Origin of the sequence: Sphaerimonospora cavernae (assembly GCF_042435035.1) — a bacterium.
Taxonomy (GTDB): domain Bacteria; phylum Actinomycetota; class Actinomycetes; order Streptosporangiales; family Streptosporangiaceae; genus Sphaerimonospora; species Sphaerimonospora cavernae.
Genome location: NZ_JBHMQT010000032.1, coordinates 291,462 through 311,663, shown reverse-complemented (window position 1 = coordinate 311,663; position 20,202 = coordinate 291,462). Strand labels below are relative to the sequence as shown.

At 68.8% G+C, this 20,202-nt stretch carries 17 protein-coding genes; 11 read left to right on the top strand and 6 right to left on the bottom strand.

Annotation, left to right across the window (positions count from 1 at the left end):
* The first annotated feature begins 95 nt into the window (after positions 1 to 95).
* Complete coding sequence (locus tag ACFHYQ_RS14790) at positions 96 to 2,147, top strand: APC family permease (RefSeq protein ID WP_394301705.1); 2,052 nt, start codon at positions 96 to 98, stop codon at positions 2,145 to 2,147.
* Positions 2,147 to 3,385 (top strand): class I SAM-dependent RNA methyltransferase, encoded by a 1,239-nt coding sequence (locus ACFHYQ_RS14785; protein WP_394301704.1) that lies wholly within the window; start codon positions 2,147 to 2,149, stop codon positions 3,383 to 3,385. Before ACFHYQ_RS14790 ends, ACFHYQ_RS14785 begins: the two co-directional genes overlap by 1 nt.
* Before the next feature lie 45 nt (positions 3,386 to 3,430).
* On the opposite strand, the gene ACFHYQ_RS14780 is transcribed toward ACFHYQ_RS14785, so the two are convergent.
* Complete coding sequence (locus ACFHYQ_RS14780) at positions 3,431 to 3,640, bottom strand: hypothetical protein (protein WP_394301703.1); 210 nt, start codon at positions 3,638 to 3,640, stop codon at positions 3,431 to 3,433.
* The gene (locus tag ACFHYQ_RS14775) at positions 3,631 to 4,842 is read right to left on the bottom strand and encodes a glycoside hydrolase family 18 protein (RefSeq protein WP_394301702.1); all 1,212 of its coding nucleotides are present in this window, start codon (positions 4,840 to 4,842) and stop codon (positions 3,631 to 3,633) included. The genes ACFHYQ_RS14780 and ACFHYQ_RS14775 overlap by 10 nt, the downstream gene beginning before the upstream one ends.
* Positions 4,843 to 4,935: 93 nt before the next feature.
* On the opposite strand from ACFHYQ_RS14775, the gene ACFHYQ_RS14770 reads away from it, so the two are divergent.
* From ACFHYQ_RS14770 to ACFHYQ_RS14760, 3 genes are all read left to right on the top strand, one after another.
* Entirely contained in the window at positions 4,936 to 5,853 is a 918-nt protein-coding gene (locus ACFHYQ_RS14770; RefSeq protein WP_394301701.1) for an LLM class F420-dependent oxidoreductase, read from the top strand.
* A gap of 55 nt (positions 5,854 to 5,908) precedes the next feature.
* Positions 5,909 to 7,384, top strand: a complete 1,476-nt coding sequence (locus ACFHYQ_RS14765) for a 3' terminal RNA ribose 2'-O-methyltransferase Hen1 (protein WP_394301700.1) — start codon at positions 5,909 to 5,911, stop codon at positions 7,382 to 7,384.
* Positions 7,385 to 7,646: 262 nt separating this feature from the next.
* Positions 7,647 to 10,205, top strand: a complete 2,559-nt coding sequence (locus ACFHYQ_RS14760; RefSeq protein WP_394301699.1) for a polynucleotide kinase-phosphatase — start codon at positions 7,647 to 7,649, stop codon at positions 10,203 to 10,205.
* 105 nt (positions 10,206 to 10,310) lie between these two features.
* Here the strand turns inward: ACFHYQ_RS14760 and ACFHYQ_RS14755 are convergent, their stop codons facing one another.
* Positions 10,311 to 10,436 (bottom strand): hypothetical protein, encoded by a 126-nt coding sequence (locus tag ACFHYQ_RS14755; RefSeq protein ID WP_394301698.1) that lies wholly within the window; start codon positions 10,434 to 10,436, stop codon positions 10,311 to 10,313.
* A gap of 307 nt (positions 10,437 to 10,743) precedes the next feature.
* Positions 10,744 to 11,019 carry a ricin-type beta-trefoil lectin domain protein gene (locus ACFHYQ_RS14750; RefSeq protein WP_394301697.1) on the bottom strand — a complete coding sequence of 92 codons (276 nt, stop codon included), beginning with the start codon at positions 11,017 to 11,019 and terminating at the stop codon, positions 10,744 to 10,746.
* A gap of 128 nt (positions 11,020 to 11,147) precedes the next feature.
* Between ACFHYQ_RS14750 and ACFHYQ_RS14745 the strand changes: the two genes are divergently transcribed.
* Together ACFHYQ_RS14745 and ACFHYQ_RS14740 are read left to right on the top strand one after the other, a co-directional pair.
* Positions 11,148 to 11,870 carry a metal-dependent hydrolase gene (locus ACFHYQ_RS14745; RefSeq protein ID WP_394301696.1) on the top strand — a complete coding sequence of 241 codons (723 nt, stop codon included), beginning with the start codon at positions 11,148 to 11,150 and terminating at the stop codon, positions 11,868 to 11,870.
* Positions 11,871 to 12,047: 177 nt separating this feature from the next.
* Positions 12,048 to 14,819, top strand: a complete 2,772-nt coding sequence (locus ACFHYQ_RS14740) for an aconitate hydratase (RefSeq protein ID WP_394301695.1) — start codon at positions 12,048 to 12,050, stop codon at positions 14,817 to 14,819.
* Positions 14,820 to 15,129: 310 nt separating this feature from the next.
* Here the strand turns inward: ACFHYQ_RS14740 and ACFHYQ_RS14735 are convergent, their stop codons facing one another.
* Both ACFHYQ_RS14735 and ACFHYQ_RS14730 read right to left on the bottom strand, forming a co-directional pair.
* Complete coding sequence (locus tag ACFHYQ_RS14735; RefSeq protein ID WP_394301694.1) at positions 15,130 to 15,462, bottom strand: type II toxin-antitoxin system PemK/MazF family toxin; 333 nt, start codon at positions 15,460 to 15,462, stop codon at positions 15,130 to 15,132.
* The gene (locus tag ACFHYQ_RS14730) at positions 15,459 to 15,764 is read right to left on the bottom strand and encodes a hypothetical protein (RefSeq protein ID WP_394301693.1); all 306 of its coding nucleotides are present in this window, start codon (positions 15,762 to 15,764) and stop codon (positions 15,459 to 15,461) included. Before ACFHYQ_RS14730 ends, ACFHYQ_RS14735 begins: the two co-directional genes overlap by 4 nt.
* Positions 15,765 to 15,969: 205 nt before the next feature.
* Here ACFHYQ_RS14730 and ACFHYQ_RS14725 point away from each other — a divergent pair, with 205 nt between their 5' ends.
* From ACFHYQ_RS14725 to ACFHYQ_RS14710, 4 genes are all read left to right on the top strand, one after another.
* On the top strand, positions 15,970 to 16,683 hold the full coding sequence (locus ACFHYQ_RS14725) for a sulfite exporter TauE/SafE family protein (RefSeq protein WP_394301692.1): 714 nt from the start codon (positions 15,970 to 15,972) through the stop codon (positions 16,681 to 16,683).
* A 196-nt stretch (positions 16,684 to 16,879) separates the two neighbouring features.
* Positions 16,880 to 17,995, top strand: coding sequence for a sugar ABC transporter substrate-binding protein (locus ACFHYQ_RS14720; RefSeq protein WP_394301691.1), 1,116 nt, complete (start codon positions 16,880 to 16,882; stop codon positions 17,993 to 17,995).
* Between the two features lie 127 nt (positions 17,996 to 18,122).
* Positions 18,123 to 18,899, top strand: coding sequence for an ATP-binding cassette domain-containing protein (locus tag ACFHYQ_RS14715; RefSeq protein ID WP_394301690.1), 777 nt, complete (start codon positions 18,123 to 18,125; stop codon positions 18,897 to 18,899).
* Positions 18,896 to 20,143: a sugar ABC transporter permease gene (locus ACFHYQ_RS14710; RefSeq protein WP_394301689.1), complete on the top strand. Its 1,248-nt coding sequence runs from the start codon at positions 18,896 to 18,898 to the stop codon at positions 20,141 to 20,143. The genes ACFHYQ_RS14715 and ACFHYQ_RS14710 overlap by 4 nt, the downstream gene beginning before the upstream one ends.
* Positions 20,144 to 20,202 lie beyond the last annotated feature (59 nt).

The window sequence follows — 20,202 nt, the reverse complement described above, 5'->3', positions numbered from 1 at the left end:
GCCGTCGCTCGTGGCGGTCTCCCAAGGAGACAGTATGTCGCGCCGGGCCGCACCATGTGAGACCGGCACAGCGCGGGGCACTAGGCTCTCCAGACGTGTCCAGGGTGACAGATCTTGTCAAGCGGCTTCTCGTGGGCCGGGCGCTGCGCAGCACCCAACTCCACCACCAGTTGCTGCCCAAGCGCGTGGCGCTGCCGGTCTTCGCCGGTGACGCCCTGTCGTCGGTCGCCTATGCCCCACAGGAGATCCTTGTCATCCTGTCGATCGGCGGGGTGGGTCTTTACGGCTACGGCCCGTGGGCGGCCGCCGGAGTCGTCCTCGTCATGCTCACGGTGGTCGCCTCCTACCGGCAGAACGTGCACGCCTACCCGAGCGGCGGCGGCGACTACGAGGTGGCGACGACGAACCTCGGGGCGAACGCCGGCCTGACCGTCGCGAGCGCGCTGATGGTCGACTACGTGCTGACCGTCGCCGTCTCGGTCGCCAACGGGGCGGACTACGTCGGCGCGACCATCCCCTTCGTGGCCGAGCACCGGCCGACGGTGTCGATCGCGATCGTCGCCCTGCTGACGATCATGAACCTGCGTGGCATCAGGGAGTCGGGCGTCGCCTTCGCCATCCCCACCTACGCCTTCATGATCGCGGTCCTCGGCATGGTCGCGTGGGGGCTGTTCCGGTTGCTCGTGCTCGGTGACCAGTTGCGTGCGCCCACCGCCGACTACACGATCGTCGCCGAGCAGGCGGATCTCGCCGGGTTCGCCATGGCGTTCCTGGTGCTGCGCGCTTTCTCATCCGGGGCCGCCGCGCTGACCGGTGTGGAGGCCATCAGCAACGGCGTGCCCGCCTTCCGGAAGCCGAAGAGCAAGAACGCCGCGACGACGCTGCTGATGATGGGCGTCATCGCGGTCACCATGTTCAGCGGGATCATCTTCCTCGGCCTCAGATCCGGCGTGAGGCTCAGCGACCCGGCCACCGCCGCCACCCATGTTCTGATCGACGGTCACCCGGCCGGCCCCGGCTACTACCAGCAGCCGATCATCGCGCAGGTCGCGTCGGCCGTCTTCGGGGACGGCTCGCTCATGTTCGTTGTGATCGCAGCGGTGACCGCTCTGATCCTGTTCCTCGCGGCCAACACCGCGTTCAACGGCTTCCCCGTGCTCGGCTCGATCCTCGCCCAGGACCGGTACCTGCCGCGCCAGCTCCACACCAGGGGCGACCGGCTGGCGTTCAGCAACGGCATCATCATCCTCGCGGCCGGGGCCTGCCTGCTGATCTGGGCGTTCAACGCCGATGTGAGCAAGCTGCTCAACCTCTACATCGTCGGCGTGTTCGTCGCGTTCACGCTGAGCCAGATCGGCATGGTTCGGCACTGGACCCGCCATCTCAAGACCGAGACCGACCCCCTCACCCGTTTCCAGATGATGCGCTCCCGGCTCATCAACGGCTTCGGCGGGTTCATGACCGGGATCGTCCTCGTCGTCGTCCTGCTGACCAAGTTCACCCACGGCGCGTACATCGTCTGCATCGCGATGCCGGTGCTCTTCCTGATGATGAAGGGCATCCGGCACCACTACGACCGGGTCGCCGAGGAGCTCGCCGCGCCGGAGGAAGGCGAGATCGACGAGTCGATGCTGCCCGCACGCAATCACGCCATCGTCCTCGTCTCCAAAATCCACAAGCCGACACTGCGTGCGCTCGCGTACGCCAGGGCCACCCGGCCGTCGAACCTGGAGGCGGTCACGGTCGCCGTGGACTCCGAGGAGGCCGCCAGGCTGCGGGAGGAATGGGACAGCCGGGGCATCGCGGTGCCGCTGAAGATCCTCGACTCACCCTATCGGGAGATCACCGGGCCAATCCTCGAGTATGTCAAGTCGCTGCGCCGCCGTTCGCCACGTGACGTGGTGACCGTCTACATTCCGGAGTATGTGATGGGCCGTTGGTGGGAGCACCTGCTGCACAATCAGAGTGCGCTGCGGCTGAAGGGGCGGCTGCTGTTCAAACCGGGTGTGATGGTGACGAGCGTGCCGTGGCAGCTCGCCTCCTCCGACCGGCTGAAGGGCCGCCGCGAGCCGATGGGGCCCGGAGCCGTCCGCCGATCCTACGGAACCGGCCGGGACGAACATGTGAAAACAGGAGGAGGGTCGTGATGCCGGTTGAGCTCACGGTGGGGAACGTCGCCAACGGCGGCTGGTGCGTGGCCAGGCACGAAGGCCGTGTGGTGTTCGTCCGGCACGCCCTGCCCGGCGAACGGGTGCTCGCCGAGATCACTGAGGAGACCGCCCGTTTCCTGCGCGCCGATGCCGTCGAGATCCTGGAGCCGTCACCCGACCGGGTGACGCCGCCCTGTCCGTTCAGCGGTCCCGGACGCTGCGGGGGATGCGACTGGCAGCACGCCTCGCTCGACGCGCAGCGCAGGTTGAAGGCCGATGTCGTCGCCGAGCAGTTGCGCCGCCTCGCCGGGATCGACAGGAAGGTCGTGGTCGAGGAGGTGCCGGGTGCCGCCGGAGAGGGCCTGGGCTGGCGCACGAGAGTGCAGTTCGCCGCCGACCGGGAGGGTCATCTCGGCCTGCGCCGCCACCGCTCGCACGAGATCGAGTACATCGACGCCTGCCCCATCGCGCACCCCGCTGTCGAGGAGGTCGGCGCCGAGGTCCGTAACTGGCGCGGCGCCGAGGCCGTCGAGGTGGTCGCCTCCTCCGGCGGCGACCACGCCGTGATCGTACGGCCCGAGCCGCGCCGACGGGTCGCCGTACCGGACGTCGACGCGGCCGTCCTCCTCGACGAGGGCAGGCGCGGCACCCGGAAGCTGAGGGGAAGCGCGACGCTGACCGAGCGCGTCGGAGACCGCGACTTCCGGGTGACGGCGAGCGGCTTCTGGCAGGTCCACCCCGGCGCGGCGGCGACCCTGCTCGACGCCGTGCTCACCTTCGGGCTGCCCGAGCCGGGGGAGTGGGCGCTCGACCTCTACTGCGGCGCCGGGCTGTTCGCCGCCGGGCTCGCCGAGGCGGTCGGCCCGGACGGTGCCGTGCTCGGCGTCGAGTCGGAGGCGCAGGCGGCGGAGGACGCCCGGTGGAACCTGCGTGATCTGCCGCAGGCCAGGATCGAACGGGGCAAGGTCGAGGAGGCGCTCGACCGGCTGGAGATCGAACGCGCCGACCTCGTCGTCGCCGACCCGCCGCGCGCCGGGCTGGGCCGCGCCGTCGTCGACCGTGTCGCCGAACTGGAGGCGTCCCGCATCGTCTATGTGTCCTGCGATCCCGCCACCATGTCGCGGGATATCGCCTGGTTCGCCCCGTACGGCTACCGCCTGTCCGATCTGCGGGCATTCGATCAATACCCGATGACCCACCATGTGGAGTGCGTGGCGTTGCTGGCCAGGGAGTAATCATGGAAAGCCCCGCATCATCCGGTGCGGGGCACTTCCGTCGCATTACGTCTGATCGGGGGCGGTGTGGTCCACGCAGACGGCGACGCGGGCGAGGAGATCACGGGTCTCGATCTGCCCGGCCTTCAGCTCCGCGATGTCATCTCGCATGATCGAGTTGTTCTTCTCGATGCTGCCGACGGATCGTTCCAAAACACCGAGGCGACCTTTGATCTCGGCGACGTCCACGACGACGCGGTTGAGTTTCAGTTCCACGCCGGCCTGCCCGGCCTTGACAGAAGCGATATCGCTTTTGATCTCCGCGGTGTCGCTTCTGATTTCGCGTATGTCGGACTCGACGGTGCCGACGCGTTGTTCGAGGTAGGGCATGCCGCTGAGCATATGAGTTCTCCGGTGGGTTGGGGGGCGAACGATGACTTTCGTGGAAGCTGTTCGGCCAGTTCAGAGAGGGCGCGGATGACGGATTTCGGGGGTTTCGCACCGCGGAGTGACAGCCAGGCCAGGCCGTGCCTCGCGCGGAAGGCGGCCAGCCGCCCGGCCTCGGTCACGTCGAGATCCCGGGGGTCGGACAGCACGGGCGTGAGGGCGATCCGCCGCCAGGCCGAGGTGCCGTCGACGTCCAGCAGGCGCTGCAGTTGCCCCTGTGCCGACCGCGCGGCCGCGGCCAGCCCGTGGAGGCCCCGGGAGGACGGGACGAGCAGGTTGACGGTGTCGATCTCCGCGCCCGCCGTCCGCACGGCACGGAGCATGCTCATGTCCGCCGCGGCCATGCCGTACTCGGAGGCGGGCAGTGTGAAGGTGATGCTGATCGGCCGGCCCCGGTCGCGTGAGTCGCGCTGCAGCCGGGCGATGACGGCCGCACGGCGGCGGGTGGCCGCGGCGTCCGCCGAGTCGTGGACCTCGAAGTCGAGCCCGGCCGGATCGAACGTCCTGATCACCCGCCGGTAGGTCGCGATGAGGCGGGCCTCGCTCGGACACGAGGCCGACAGTTCCGATCCGTACGGCCCGCCGAACGCGATGTCGGCGTCGCCGCCCTCGGCCCGGAACAGGGCGAGCCGGTCGGCGACCGGGATGTGGTCGAGTGCCGGGCGGTCAGCCCATCGGCCGGTCCATCGGAGCGTGCACCCGTCCGGTCCGGCCGTGAGGTGGCCGATCGTGTACCACCTCGCCCGGGTCGCCGTCGGTCCCGCTGAGGCGTCCACGAACTCGGTGTATGTCCGTCCGGGGGTGACCGGGAGCGGATCCGGCACCGCCGAGGCCGGCGGCGGCATCGGCGTCGGGGTCGGCGTCGTGGTCGTACGGACCGCCCTGACCTGGTGCGAGACGACCACGGGCTCGGCGGAGGTGGGCAGCAGCCAGAGCGCCAAACCGGTACCGAAGACGAGCGTCAACGCCCCCAGGAAGACGAGGAACCGGGGTGGGGTGCCCGCTTCGCGGGCAGGCCGTGCCGACTCCATGCCGACTCCACCATTCACCACGAGGAGTTGTTGAATGACTACGTCATGTCAACGCTAGCAAGGAGCCGGGGAGGGTGAGGTGATAATGGACGGGTGAAATTGAGGATCTTCACTGAGCCCCAGCAGGGTGCGAGCTACGACGACCTGCTGAGTGTCGCGCAGGCGGCGGAACGGCTAGGGTTCGACGGCTTTTTCCGTTCTGACCATTACCTCCGAATGGGGGCCGGTGATCCCGAGCCGGGTCCCACCGACGCCTGGGTGACGCTGGCGGGCCTGGCCCGCGAGACGTCCACGATCCGGCTGGGGACGCTGGTGACCGCGGGAACGTTCCGCCTGCCGGGGCCGCTGGCGATCGGCGTCGCCCAGGTCGACCAGATGAGCGGAGGCAGGGTCGAGCTGGGTCTGGGCACCGGCTGGTTCGCGGAGGAGCACACCGCCTACGGCATCCCGTTCCCTCCGCTCGGGGAGCGGTTCGAGCGGCTCGAGGAGCAACTGGAGATAATCACGGGTCTCTGGACGGCGGCCAAGCCGTTCTCGTTCGAGGGAGTCCACTACCGCCTCGTGGACTCTCCGGCGCTGCCGAAGCCGGCGCAGCGGCCGCGGCCCCCGATCATCCTGGGCGGCACGGGACCGCGGCGCACGCCGCGGCTGGTCGCGAGGTTCGCCGACGAGTACAACGTGCCGTTCAACCGCGTCGCCGACACCGGGGCCGCCTATGGGAGGGTGCGGGAGGCGTGCGAGTCGGTGGGACGTGGCACGATCATGCTGTCCGCCGCCCAGGTGGTCTGCGCCGGCCGCGACGAGAACGAGATCGCCCGCCGTGCGGCGGCCATCGGCCGGGACGTGGCGGAGTTGCGCGCCAACGGCCTGACCGGCACCCCGGACGAGATCGTGGAGAAGATCAAGGAGTTCGCCCAGATCGGTGCGGAACGGATGTATCTCCAGGTCCTCGACCTCGGTGACCTCGAACACCTGGAGCTGATCGCGGCCGAGGTGCTCCCGCACGTCTGATCGGTCCTGCTGAATCCGGTAGCGGATGAAAGGGGCATCCGGCACACTTTGCCGGGTGCTCCTCACGATCTCGACCACCGCGCGCCCGGCCACGGACCTCGGCTTCCTCCTGCACAAGCACCCCGACCGGGTGCAGGAGTTCGGCCAGTCGTTCGGCACGGCACGGGTCTTCTATCCGGAGGCGGATGAGGGCCGGTGCACGGCGGCACTGCTGGTGGAGGTCGATCCCGTCCGCCTCGTCCGCTCGCGCGGCAGGTCGTCACCGGACTTCTCTCTCGGCCAGTACGTCAACGACCGTCCGTACGCGGCCTCCTCTCTGCTCGCGGTGGCTCTCGCCGACGTGTTCCGTACGGCACGGGCCGGACGGTGCGCCTCACGGCAGGAACTGGCCGACGGCCCGATCCCGTTGGAGATCGGTCTGCCCGCGCTGCCGTGCCGGGGCGGAGCCGACCTCGCCTACCGGCTGTTCGAGCCGCTGGGCTGGACGGTGGACGCGGCGGCGGTGCCGCTCGACGAGCGCTTCCCGGAGTGGGGAGACTCCCGATATCTGCGGCTCGCGCTGCGCGGTGCGGTACGGCTGGCCGACGCGCTGAACCACCTGTACGTGCTGCTGCCGGTGCTGGATGACGCCAAGCACTACTGGATGGCCGGCGACGAGGTCGACAAGCTCGTCCGCGCCGGGGAGGGCTGGCTCGCCGCCCATCCCGAGCGCGGGCTGATCACTCGCCGTTACCTCGGCCGGCGCGCCACGCTGACCCGGGAGGCATTCGCCCGCCTGGCCGAGATCGGCGACGACCTCGAGGAGAGCCTGGAGCCGCCGGTGGAGGAGGAGGCCGCCGCGGCGACGACGGTCGAGACGGCCACCGGCCCTGGCGCCGACTCTGGCGCCGACCAGGGCGGCGAAGCCGGGGCGCCGCTGAACGTGTTGCGCCGGGAGGCGGTGGTGGCGGCCCTGGAGGAGATCGGCGCCCGCACGGTGATCGACCTCGGCTGCGGATCCGGGCAGCTGCTCTCCGCGCTGTTGGCCAGGCCGGCCTTCACGCGGGTCGCGGGGATGGACGTGTCGGCGCGGGCGCTCGCCCTGGCCGGCCGCAGGCTCAAGCCGGAGCGCATGCCGGACGCCAAGCGTGCCAGGCTGGAGTTGTTCCAGGGGTCGCTGACGTACACGGACGCGCGGCTCGCCGGGTACGACGCCGCGGTCCTGATGGAGGTCGTCGAGCACGTCGATCCGCCGCGGCTGCCCGCGCTCGAACGGGTGGTCTTCGGTACGGCAGCGCCGACGCACGCCATCGTCACCACGCCGAACGCGGAATTCAACGTGCGATACGAGTTCCTGGCCCGGGATGACGGCACCCCGGTATGGCGGCACCCCGACCACCGGTTCGAGTGGACTCGCGCCGAGTTCGCCGCGTGGGCGGCCGGGGTCTGCGAGCGGTACGGCTACGCCGTGACCCGGCGCCCGGTAGGGGAGGACGACCCCGAACTGGGATCCCCCACCCAACTCGCCATCTTCACAAAAACCCCACCGTGATCTTGCGAATACTCGCACGGATGGTTGATGAGCAGCGGAAACGTCGTGCGTGATCTTGCAGAAACTCGCACCGATGCGCCCTGACCGGCGAGGATCCCGTTCGTGATCTTGCAGCGGACTTCCAAGTGCAAGATCACGGACTGTGTTTTCCCTGGTCGTGCAGCATGAGTGCGAGAAACTGCAAGATCACGAGAGGCGAAAGGGCAGGTGGCGGGCATGTGCTGCAAGTTTTCGCAAGATCACGGGAGGGGGAGGGGGGACGATGAGTGCGTCGGAGAATGTGCCGGCTGATGTGCCAGTGGATGCGCCGGTGAATGTGCCGGTGAATGTGCCGGAGATGGCGCTGGTGGTGCTGGTGGGCATCTCCGGGAGCGGCAAGTCCACCTTCGCGGCGCGGCACTTCCGGCCCACCCAGGTCGTGTCGTCGGACTTCTGCCGGGGACTGGTCGCCGACGACGAGAACGACCAGACGGCCACGCCGGACGCCTTCGACGTGCTCCACTACATCGTCGGCACCCGCCTGCGGCGCGGCCTGCTCACGGTCGTGGACGCCACCAACGTGCAGTGGGAGGCGCGCAAGAAGCTGATCGAGCTGGCCCGCGCGCACGATGTGCTCGTCGACGCCATCGTGCTGGACGTGCCGGAGGAGGTGGCGATCGCCCGCAACGCGGACCGGCCCGACCGTTCCTTCGGCCATCAGGTGATCCCCCGGCAGCGCAGGGATCTCAGGCGATCGCTCGGCAGGATCGACAGGGACGGCTTCCGCCGGGTGCACGTCCTGCGCGGGGAGGAGATCGACCGGGCCGTCATCGGCTATGAGAAGGCATGGAGCGACCGGACCGAGCTGACCGGTCCCTTCGACATCATCGGCGACGTGCACGGCTGCCGGTCCGAACTGGAGTCGCTGCTGCGCCGCCTCGGCTGGGAGGTCACGCCGGACGGCGCCGTACACCCTGAGGGCCGTACGGCGGTGTTCGTCGGCGACCTCGTCGACCGCGGTCCGGACACGCCGGGCGTGCTCCGCCTGGTCATGGGCATGGTCGCGGCCGGAAACGCCCTGTGCGTGTGCGGCAACCACGAGCAGAAGCTGGTCCGCGCGCTGGCCGGCCGTGCCGTACGGGCCACCCACGGCCTGGAACGGTCGCTGCTGCAGTTCGACGCCGAGCCGGCGGAGTTCCGGGAGGCCGCGCGGGCGTTCATGGACGGGCTGCTGAGCCACTATCGGCTCGACGGTGGCCGGCTGGTGGTCGCGCACGCGGGGCTCAAGGAGGCCTACCACGGCCGGGCGTCCGGCCGGGTCCGGGCCTTCGCTCTCTATGGCGACACCACGGGAGAGACCGATGAGTACGGCCTGCCGGTGCGTTATCCGTGGGCGGACGAGTACCGGGGACGTGCCATGGTCGTCTACGGGCACACGCCGATCCCGGAGCCCGAGTGGGTCAACAACACGATCTGCCTGGACACCGGGGCGGTCTTCGGCGGGCGGCTGACCGCGCTGCGCTATCCCGAGCGGGAGCTGGTGTCGGTCCCGGCGGAGCAGGTCTGGTACGAGCCGGTACGGCCGCTCGCCGCGCCCACGGCGGTACGAGATCCCGGTGTGCTCGACATCGGCGACGTGGACGGCACGCGCTACGTGGAGACGCGGTACGGCGGCCGCATCAAGATCGCGGAGGAGAACTCCCGGGCCGCGCTGGAGATCATGAGCCGGTTCGCGGTGGATCCCCGCTGGCTGGTCTACCTCCCGCCGACGATGTCGCCGCCGGAGACCTCGACGCTCGACGGCTTCCTGGAGCACCCGTCCGAGGCGTTCGAGGAGTTCGCCAAGGCCGGCGTCGCGCGGGTGGTGTGCGAGGAGAAGCACATGGGCTCCCGGGCGATAGCCGTGCTGGCCCGGACCCCGGATGTGGCCGCGAAGCGGTTCGGCGTCGCCGACGGCTCGGCGGGCGTCGTCTACACCCGCACCGGCCGCCCGTTCTTCGACGATCACATCCGCGCCGCCGGACTCGTCGACCGCCTGCGCGAGGCGGTGCGACCGCTGTGGCGGGAGCTGGACTCCGACTGGATCGTGCTCGACTGCGAGCTGCTGCCGTGGTCGGCCAAGGCGGAGGGCCTGATCCGCGAGCAGTACGCCTCCGTCGGCGCGGCGGCCGCGGCGGCGCTGCCCGAGACGGTCGCGGTGCTGGAGCAGGCCGCGCGGCGCGGCCTGGACGTGGCGGGCCCGATCGAGCGCGCCCGGCTGCGGGCACGCAACGCCGTGCTGTTCCGGGAGGCGTACGCACGATACTGCTGGCCGATTTCGGGTCTCGAGGGTGTGCGGCTCGCACCGTTCCAGATCCTCGCCTGCGAGGGCGGGCCGGCGGCCGCGGAACGGTCGCACGATTGGCATCTGGATCTACTGGGCCGCCTCGACGCGGAAGTGATCGCCCCGACCCGGCACGTCTTCGTCTCGCTCGACTCACCGGAAGATCGGGCCGCGGCCGTCGCATGGTGGTCGGCGCTCACCGAGGCCGGGGGCGAGGGCATGGTCGTGAAGCCGGCCCAGTTCACGTCGGCCCAGTTCACTCCGGGGCGGGTGCAACCGGGGATCAAGGTTCGGGGGCGGGAGTATCTGCGCATCATCTATGGGCCCGACTACACGGAGTCGCTCGACGTGCTGCGGCGCCGGTTCACCGGCAAGAAGCGCTCGCTGGCGCTGCGGGAGCACGCGCTGGGGCTGGAGGCGATCACCAGGCTGACCGAGGGCGAGCCGCTGTGGCGTGTCCACGAGGCGGTCTTCGCGGTGCTCGCGCTGGAGTCCGAGCCGGTGGACCCGCGCCTGTGATCGATGTCTGTGATCAATGCCTCTGACCGCGAACCCGTGAGGCCTCGGGCAATGGACCCGCGTGTGGATCCGCCCAGCGGAACCCGCGCGGGTCCGGGGTGCGCCTCAGTTGCCGTTGGCGTTGCTGCAGACGGACGTTTCGGCCGCCTCCAGCTTTCTGATCCTGATCTTCGCGGCCTGGGTGCTCCAGGTCGCTGCCCTTACTGCGGGTGCCGTGTTGACGGAGTCCATCTGCCCCTCCAGGCGTCACCTTGATCGTTCGCCCCGGGCCGGGTCTGGTCAAGTCACAATTCGGCGGACGCGTTGCTGGAAGAGTGACGCAGATCACTTAAGGCCGTATTATGGAAGGGAACATAGGCCGAGACCTGAGCGTTATCTCGGTAAGACGGGACCGTTCCGCTTTGAGAGGGCTGGGGGGTGCTCTTGGAGCGGGACAGTCCCGTCTTTTCTTGTTCCTGTCGTGCCCCTGCCGCCTCTCGGGAGGCGGGGGCGTCGGTATGCCCCGGTGACGGGGGAGCGCGCCGACGCCTGTCTCAGCTCAGTAGATGTCCACGGTGAGGAACTTCCAGGGGTCGGCGGTACGGCTCGGGCCCGGCGTCCAGCGCTGCCCCGACTGCCCCGACTGTCCCGCGGCGGGCTGCAGCACGATCCGCGCGTTGTTCGACGTCCCGGACGCGGCGATCGCCCACCCGCTGTCCTTACGCGAGGTGTAGGCGCCGTCGCTCAGGTCCCACCGCATCGACGCGGAGTGCTGGCCGACCGCGGAGGCGCAATGAGCCACCTGGATCGGCTGCCCGGCCCCAACAGGGCTCATGTATCAAATCGGTCTCATTGCTCGTGCTCGCCGACGGCTCGACACGGCGACGACGGTGCTCCGTTGCGGATCCGGCGGAGATTTGCCGTACAGTCACCTGGAGAGATCTTGAAAGCGGTGACGAAGCGATGATGGGGCACTCGCACGCTCTCAGCGGAGCGGCCGTGTGGCTGGCGGCCGCACCGGCCCTGGTGGCGCTTCCCGACGCCCTGGGAGTGCCGGAGTTCGCCGCGATGACCGGCGGGGTGCTGGCACCCGCCGAACTGATCGCGGGCGCGCTGGTCTGTGCCGGGGCCGCCATGTTGCCCGACCTCGACCATCCCCACGCCACGATCGCGCAGACCTTCGGCCCGGTGACCTGGCTGCTCAGCAAGGGGGTCAACTTCGTCAGCGGCGGGCACCGGCACGCCACCCACTCGCTGCTGTTCTCCGTCCTCGCCGGGCTGGGCGCCCACCTGCTTGCGGAGCGGTATCCCATCGGGCGCGACATCCTGGTCGTCCTGATGATCGGGCTCGCACTGCGGGCCGTGGGCGTCGGCGTGCCCCGTAAGACGATCACCTCGGCCCTCGTCAACATCGCGCTCACGGCGGCGACCTTCGTCGTCTTCTTATCGATGGGCGTCACCTACGCGTGGCTCGGCGTCGCGATCGGCGTCGGCTGCCTCGTCCACGTGATCGGCGACTGCCTGACCGAGCGCGGCTGCCCGGTGCTGTGGCCCATCAAGAAGCGGTGGCTGTTGCCGTACGACATCGGGATCAAGACGGGGAAGACCTTTGAGAAGAAGTTCCTCGGCCCAGCCCTGTCGGTCGTGGTGCTCGCCCTCCTCTGTCTGCGATTGATGCCGATCTGACCGCGTTACTTATCAGTAACTTGATGTCGAGATATCTATCGCGTTATCTTGATGTCGAGACATCTGCCGTCTTGTGAAAGTTAGGCAAGCCTCATTGTCGAGCGCGTTCGCGAGGTGCGGCAGGATGACATATCCGAAAACCTGTGACAATCCAGGAAACCTGGGGAGGCGAACTTCGTGTCCGCGAACAGCTTCGGCAGCCGTGACACGCTGCGCGTCGGTGACGCGTCGTACGAGATCTATCGGCTGGACGCCGTCGAGGGGTCGGCGCGCCTCCCGTACAGCCTCAAGATCCTGCTGGAGAACCTGCTGCGCACCGAGGACGGTGCGAACATCACCGCCGACCACATCCGTGCGATCGGCGGCTGGGACCCGGACGCCGCGCCGAGCGTGGAGATCCAGTTCACCCCGGCCCGCGTGATCATGCAGGACTTCACCGGCGTCCCGTGCGTCGTCGACCTCGCCACCATGCGCGAGGCGATGCGCGACCTCGGCGGCGACCCGAGCAAGATCAACCCGCTCGCCCCGGCCGAACTGGTCATCGACCACTCGGTCATCGTCGACTACTTCGGCCACCCGGACGCCTTCCGGCGCAACGTCGAGCGGGAGTACGAGCGCAACCACGAGCGCTACCAGTTCCTGCGCTGGGGCCAGAGCGCGTTCGACGAGTTCAAGGTCGTCCCGCCCGGCACCGGCATCGTCCACCAGGTCAACATCGAGCACCTGGCCCGCGTGGTCATGTTCCGTGACGGCGTGGCCTACCCCGACACCTGTGTCGGCACCGACTCGCACACCACGATGGAGAACGGCATCGGCGTCCTCGGTTGGGGCGTCGGCGGCATCGAGGCGGAGGCCGCGATGCTCGGCCAGCCGATCTCCATGCTGATCCCCCGGGTGGTCGGCTTCAAGCTCACCGGCAAGCTGCCCGCCGGCGCGACCGCCACCGACCTGGTCCTCACCATCACCGAGATGCTGCGTAAGCACGGCGTGGTCGGCAAGTTCGTCGAGTTCTACGGCGAGGGCGTCGCCAGCGTGCCGCTGCCCAACCGTGCCACGATCGGCAACATGAGCCCCGAGTTCGGCTCCACCTGCGCGATCTTCCCGATCGACCAGCAGACGATCGACTACCTCACGCTCACCGGCCGGTCCGCCGAGCAGATCGCGCTCGTCGAGGCGTATGCCAAGGAGCAGGGCCTGTGGCTCGACCCCGCGGCGGAACCGGTCTTCTCCGAGTACATCGAGCTCGACCTCGCCGCGGTCGTCCCGTCGATCGCCGGGCCGAAGCGCCCGCAGGACCGCATCCCGCTGTCGGAGTCCAAGTCGGCCTGGCGTGCGGCGGTCCGCGCGTACGTCCCGAGTGACTGCATCCAGGGTCCGGCCGACGAGGCGTCGGCCGAGTCGTTCCCGGCCTCGGACGCGCCCGCGATCTCCCACGGGGGGCCGGGGGACGTGCCGAACGCCGTCCCGCGCGACGGGGACCGTCCGAACCGCCCGACCCCGGTCACGCTGGCTGACGGCACGTCGTTCGAGATCGACCACGGCGCCGTGGTGATCGCCGCGATCACCTCCTGCACCAACACCTCAAACCCCTACGTCATGCTCGGCGCGGCCCTGCTGGCCAGGAACGCCGTCGACCGCGGCCTGACCCGCAAGCCGTGGGTGAAGACCTCACTCGCTCCGGGGTCCCAGGTCGTCACCGGCTACTTCGAGCGCTCCGGGCTGCAGCCGTACCTCGACAAGCTGGGCTTCAACCTGGTCGGCTACGGCTGTACCACGTGCATCGGCAACTCCGGGCCGCTGGACCCGGAGATCTCCGAGGCGGTCCAGAGCTCCGACCTCGCGGTGACCGCCGCGCTCTCCGGCAACCGCAACTTCGAGGGCCGGATCAACCCGGACGTCAAGATGAACTACCTCGCGTCCCCGCCGCTCGTCGTGGCATACGCGCTGGCCGGGACGATGGACATCGACCTCGACAACGAGCCGCTCGGCATAGGCTCCGACGGGAAGCCGGTGTTCCTCAGGGACGTGTGGCCCTCGGCCGACGAGGTCGCCGAGGTGGTGTCGAAGTCGATCGGTCAGGACATGTTCCTGCGAGACTACGCCGACGTGTTCAAGGGCGACGAGCACTGGCGGTCGCTGCCGATCCCGACCGGCGACACCTTCGAGTGGGACCCCGACTCGACCTACGCGCGCAAGGCGCCGTACTTCGACGGCATGCCCGCCTCGCCGGAGCCGGTGACGGACATCGGCGGCGCCCGCGTCCTCGCCCTGCTCGGCGACTCGGTCACCACCGACCACATCTCGCCCGCCGGGTCGATCAAGGCCGACTCGCCGGCCGGTCGCTACCTGCGCGAGCACGGCGTCGAGGCGCGGGACTTCAACTCGTACGGCTCCCGCCGGGGCAACCACGAGGTGATGATCCGCGGTACGTTCGCCAACATCCGGCTGCGCAACCTGCTGCTCGATGGCGTGGAGGGTGGCTTCACCCGCGACTTCACCCGAGACGGCGAGCAGACGACCATCTACGAGGCGTCGGAGAATTACCAGACCGCCGGCGTCCCGCTGGTCATCCTGGCCGGCAAGGAGTACGGCTCGGGCTCGTCGCGCGACTGGGCGGCCAAGGGCACCGCGCTGCTCGGCGTCCGTGCCGTCATCGCCGAGTCCTACGAGCGCATCCACCGGTCGAACCTGATCGGCATGGGCGTGCTGCCGCTCCAGTTCCCCGAGGGGCAGACCGCCGCCTCCCTGGGCCTGACCGGCACGGAGACCTTCGACATCACCGGTGTCGAGGAGCTCAACGCGGGCGACACGCCGGCGACGGTGACCGTCAGGGCGGGCGACGTCGAGTTCCAGGCCGTCGTACGGATCGACACGCCGGGCGAGGCCGACTACTACCGCCACGGCGGCATCATGCAGTACGTCCTGCGCTCCCTGCTCGCCAAGAGCTGAGCGACTGGACATCACGTCTGTAGCCGTCCTGATCGGGCCCTCGTCCCCTCAGGACGGCTACGGCATCCCTACGGCTTCTCCCGAACCGTGTAGGCGGGAATGTCATCAGGCTCAGGCCCGTCCGCCGCGGCGTTGTCGAAGAGTTCTGTCTCCGCCAGGTACTCGGCCCAACCCTCGGGGTCCTAACGCTGGATGCGCTCAACTGCCTCACGGAGCTCTTGCCGAAACTTCTTGCGCTCGTCATCGGTTACTGGGGCCACGGGTTAACTTCCCTACCTCGGGTTCCGCCACGTGCGGCCGGAACCTGCGGTCAGACCATTTGCCCCAGGACGTGGAGGACTTCGTCGACGACCTCGGTGGGGGCCTGCCCCAACCGGTATTCAAAACGCATAGGGGAAAGCGATCGGACCTGTTGGACCATCGCCCAACTGGTCTTCCGCAGGCCGGTGGCTCCGGTCGGAACCTCTACGTGGTTGGTCCACCCGCGGTTGCGGGTCGTCAGCGGCACAGCGATGACGAGGCCGAATCCCGCCGCGTGGAAGTCGTCGTTACTGACGATCAGGGCCGGCCGAGGGTAACCCTGCTCTCGACCGACAGGCTCACCGTAGTCGGCGAACCAGATCTCTCCTTGCTTCACCCTCATCTCTCTCCTTGGGGAAAGTCGATGAGTCCCTCCCATTCCGGGGCGATCCGGTGCGTCCTGGATGGCGGTCCGTTGATCTCCTCGACCTCGGCCAGGTAGTCAGCCCAGCCCTCGGGGTCCTCGCGCTTGGTGCGCTCGACCTGCTCGCGGACCTTCTCCCAGAACTGCTTCTTTCTGTACTGCTCCACCGCATCGTCGATCACTGCGGTCATGCTTCTTTCCTCCTGTTCGGCGATGTGCGCGATCTTGTCGCGAGTAACGGTGCTGACCCGGATCGACGTGTGCTGTTGCTCGGTGCCCATACAGCTGAGGTTATGTCCGCGTCCGCGTGAGGGCCATGGCTCTGTCCTCGCCCTGAACTCTATAGGCGAGTGATTACTCTCGCAATAGATTTCGATTACTGAGAGTTATTATTCTACTTCGGGAGGGTTTTGGGGGCCGGATGGCCCGGTGCCTGCCGCATGCGGCACACCGTTAAGGTCGGCCGCCATGGGTCATGATTTGGTTTTGTTGCTTGTCGGGGGATTTGCGGTTTTCGCCGGGGCGCTGGTGCAGGGCGGGGTGGGGTTCGGACTGGGCTTGGTCGCCGCTCCTCTGCTGACGTTGCTCGACCCGACGGCCATGCCGGGCGCGATCATGGTGGTCAACGCCACCATGCCCCTGTTCACGCTGGCGGCCGAGTGGCGGCGGGTGGACTGGCGCGGCTTCGGCTTCGCCGTGCTGGGAAGACTGCCGGGCAGCGTCATCGGCGGCTTCGTCGTCGTGTACGTGAGCACGAACGCGCTCGGCGTCGCCGTCGGGGTGATGGTGCTCGTCGCGGTGGCGCTGACCGCCCGCGCGATGGCCGTGCCGCGCAACGGGGTCACTATGTCGGCGGCCGGGTTCCTGTCCGGTGTCACCGGCACGGCGACCGGCATCGGCGGGCCGCCGATCGCGCTGGTCTACCAGAGCGCCAGGGGCCCGCAGATCAGGGCCACGCTCGCGATGTTCTTCTTCCTGAGCGCGATGCAGTCGATCGCGGTGCTGGCGGTCCTTGGCCGTATGCCGCCGCGCGTCCTCGGCGCGGGAGCGCTGCTGATCCCCTTCGTGGTGGCCGGTTTCGCGGCGTCGGGTCCGCTGCGGCGCTACCTCGACGGCGGCCGTGTCCGGCTCGCGGTCCTCTGCGTCGCCGCCCTGTCCGCCTGCGTGCTCCTCGTCCAGAGCCTGACCGGCTCACTCTGACGCGACCGCGTTTCTTGATTGTTATGGCGGGCAACAAACGTTACCGTCCTGTGTCTTCAACCGGCGGACATCGGAGGCTTACGTTGTCCCAAACAACATTCATTCGCACGGTGAGAGCCTCGATCCGGCCATGCCGTACCCCTCCCCCTAGACCCCCAGCTATAGACCTCCCAGCCAGAGAAAGGACCCATGCATCATGCGCAAGGGGATCCTCAGCATCGGCGCCGCCGCCGCGGTGCTCACCCTCGGTCTCACCGCCTGCGGGGGCGAGAGCGGTGACACCTCCGCCCAGAGCACCGACGCGGCCTCCGCCGCCCCGGCCAAGGCCGGCAAGGTCGGTGTGATCCTCCCCGACAGCAAGTCGTCGGCCCGGTGGGAGACCGCCGACCGCAAGTACCTCGAGGAGGCCTTCAAAGCGGCGGGTGTCGAGTACGACATCCAGAACGCCCAGGGCGACAAGACCCAGTTCCAGACCATCGCCGACCAGATGATCACCGACGGCGCGACCGTGCTGATGATCGTGAACCTGGACAGCGGCACCGGCAAGGCCGTGCTGGACAAGGCGCAGTCGCAGGGCGTCGCGACGATCGACTACGACCGTCTCACGCTGGGCGGCAGCGCCTCCTACTACGTCTCCTTCGACAACACCAAGGTCGGCACGCTGCAGGGCGAGGGCCTGGTCAAGTGCCTGACCGACAAGAAGGCGGACAAGCCGATCGTCGCCGAGTTGAACGGCTCGCCGACCGACAACAACGCCACGCTGTTCAAGAACGGCTACGACGGCGTGCTGCAGCCGAAGTACGACTCCGGCGAATATGTCAAGGGTCCGGACCAGTCGGTTCCGGAGTGGGACAACACCCAGGCCGGCACGATCTTCGAGCAGATGCTGACCCAGGAGCCCAAGATCGCCGGCGTGCTCGCCGCGAACGACGGTCTGGGCAACGCCGCCATCGCCGTGCTGAAGAAGCAGAAGCTCAACGGCAAGGTCCCGGTCACCGGCCAGGACGCCACCGTGCAGGGCCTGCAGAACATCCTCGCCGGTGACCAGTGCATGACCGTCTACAAGGCGATCAAGAAGGAGGCCGACGCCGCCGCCCAGCTCGCCGTGGCGCTGGCCAAGGGTGAGAAGCCTGCCGCGAGCGGCTCGGTCAAGGACACCGAGAGCGGCCGGGACGTGCCCTCGGTGCTGCTCGATCCGCAGGCCATCTTCTTCGACAGCGTCAAGGACGTCGTGGCCGACGGATTCGTGAGCAAGGAGGAGCTGTGCACAGGCGAGTTCGCCGCCAAGTGCACCGAGGCCGGCATCGGCTAGCCGTCCCCCGGGCCGTGTCCTGTGGATCTTCGCCGTAGCGAGGATCCACCGGACATTCCCTCGGCGGGGCGCCGTCTCGGCGCCCCGCCCGACGCACGTCCCCTCTTACCCACTGGAGTAGCTCATCGTGTCCCAGGGACCGATCCTGGAGCTGCGCGGCATCAACAAGAGCTTCGGCCCCGTGCAGGTCCTTCACGATGTCGCCTTCTCGGCCCATGCCGGAGAGGTGACCGCACTCGTCGGCGACAACGGCGCAGGAAAGTCCACGCTGGTGAAATGCGTCGGGGGCATTCACCAGATCGACTCCGGGGAGTATTTCTTCGAAGGCCGGAAGGTTCAGGTGCACGGTCCCCGGGATGCCGCGGAGCTGGGTGTCGAGATCGTCTACCAGGACCTCGCGCTCTGCGACAACCTCGACATCGTGCAGAACATGTTCCTGGGCCGCGAGCGCAGGAGCGGCCTGGTCCTGGACGAGGCCGGCATGGAGGAGATGGCGGCGAAGACCCTGGAGGGGCTGTCGGTCCGCACGGTCAAGTCGCTCCGCCAGCACGTCTCCAGCCTCTCCGGAGGACAGCGGCAGACGGTGGCCATCGCCAAGGCCGTGCTGTGGAACAGCAAGGTCGTGATCCTGGACGAGCCGACGGCCGCCCTCGGCGTGGCGCAGACGGCGCAGGTGCTGGAGCTGGTCCGGCGCCTGGCCGACAACGGGCTCGCCGTGGTGCTCATCTCCCACAACATGAACGACGTGTTCGCGGTGTCCGACCGGATCGCGGCGCTCTACCTGGGCCGGATGGCCGCCCAGATCAAGACCTCCGAGGTGACCCACTCGCAGGTCGTCGAACTCATCACCTCCGGGCGCAGCGGAGAGCTCGGGCTCGGGAACGGCAACGGAGCGACATCATGACAACGGAAACGCTCCCCGAGCAGCGGGCTTCCGACTCCAGGGCCGGCGTCCACCTCAGGAACTACTTCGAGCGGGTGCGCGGCGGCGAACTCGGGGCCCTGCCCGCCGTGTTCGGCCTGGTCGTGCTGTGCGTGATCTTCTCGGTGCTGCGGCCGGCCTTCCTGTCGGCGATCAACTTCGCCAACCTGTTCACCCAGGGCGCGGCGGTCACCGTCATCGCGATGGGCCTGGTCTTCGTGCTGCTGCTCGGCGAGATCGACCTGTCGGCGGGTTTCGCCAGCGGTGTCTGCGCGGCGGTGCTCGCCGTACTGCTCACACTGGAGGGCTGGCCGTGGTACCTGGCCGTCCTGGCCGCCATGCTCACCGGCGTGTTGATCGGGCTGGCGCTCGGCTCGCTGGTCGCGAAGCTGGGCATCCCCTCGTTCGTCGTCACGCTGGCCGCGTTCCTCGCCTTCCAGGGCGTCGTGCTGCTGCTGGTCAAGAACGGGACGAACATCTCCATCCAGGACGGCACGATCCTCGCGATCGCCAACAACAACGTGCCGCCGTTACTGGGGTGGGCCGGCGCGATCGTGGGCGTGGCGGCCTACGCCGTCATCCAGATCACGCAGGCGCGCCGCCGGACGGGGCGCGGCCTGGTCGCCGACCCGATGAGCGTGATCGGGTTCCGCGTCGCGGCGCTCGCCGCGGTCGCCGGCGTGGCGGTCTACGTGCTGAACCTGGAGCGCAGCAGCAACGCCGCGATCGTCTCACTCAAGGGCGTGCCCATCGTGGTCCCCCTGATCGTGCTGCTGTTGATCATCTGGACGTTCGTGCTGCGCAGGACCGCGTACGGCAGGCACATCTACGCCGTCGGCGGCAACGCGGAGGCGGCCCGCCGGGCCGGCATCAACGTCGACCGCATCCGCATCTCCGCCTTCGTCATCTGCTCGTTCATGGCCTCGGTCGGCGGCATCATCGCCGCGTCCCGCGCCAACTCCGTCGACCCCAACACGGGCGGCAGCAACGTGCTGCTGTTCGCCGTCGGCGCGGCCGTCATCGGCGGCACCAGCCTGTTCGGCGGCAGGGGGCGCGCGCTCGACGCCGTCCTCGGCGGCGCGGTCGTGGCGGTGATCGAGAACGGCATGGGCCTCATGGGCTACAGTGCGGGCGTCAAGTTCGCCGTGACCGGGTCCGTACTATTGCTCGCGGCGAGCGTGGACGCGCTGTCGAGGAAGCGAGCGGCGACCGGCGGCCGACGATGACGGGGACCGGCCCCCGCTAAAGTGATCTTCGACTCGACTTGACCGACCCGACCCCCACG

Bases quoted from the DNA above. Each gene is read 5' to 3' on its own strand.
- ACFHYQ_RS14745 (WP_394301696.1), top strand. From the start codon at position 11,148: ATGATGGGGCACTCGCACGCTCTCAGCGGAGCGGCCGTGTGGCTGGCG.
- ACFHYQ_RS14720 (WP_394301691.1), top strand. From the start codon at position 16,880: ATGCGCAAGGGGATCCTCAGCATCGGCGCCGCCGCCGCGGTGCTCACC.
- ACFHYQ_RS14785 (WP_394301704.1), top strand. From the start codon at position 2,147: ATGCCGGTTGAGCTCACGGTGGGGAACGTCGCCAACGGCGGCTGGTGC.
- ACFHYQ_RS14750 (WP_394301697.1), bottom strand. From the start codon at position 11,019: ATGAGCCCTGTTGGGGCCGGGCAGCCGATCCAGGTGGCTCATTGCGCC.
- ACFHYQ_RS14760 (WP_394301699.1), top strand. From the start codon at position 7,647: ATGAGTGCGTCGGAGAATGTGCCGGCTGATGTGCCAGTGGATGCGCCG.
- ACFHYQ_RS14710 (WP_394301689.1), top strand. From the start codon at position 18,896: ATGACAACGGAAACGCTCCCCGAGCAGCGGGCTTCCGACTCCAGGGCC.
- ACFHYQ_RS14730 (WP_394301693.1), bottom strand. From the start codon at position 15,764: ATGGGCACCGAGCAACAGCACACGTCGATCCGGGTCAGCACCGTTACT.
- ACFHYQ_RS14755 (WP_394301698.1), bottom strand. From the start codon at position 10,436: ATGGACTCCGTCAACACGGCACCCGCAGTAAGGGCAGCGACCTGGAGC.
- ACFHYQ_RS14735 (WP_394301694.1), bottom strand. From the start codon at position 15,462: ATGAGGGTGAAGCAAGGAGAGATCTGGTTCGCCGACTACGGTGAGCCT.
- ACFHYQ_RS14775 (WP_394301702.1), bottom strand. From the start codon at position 4,842: ATGGAGTCGGCACGGCCTGCCCGCGAAGCGGGCACCCCACCCCGGTTC.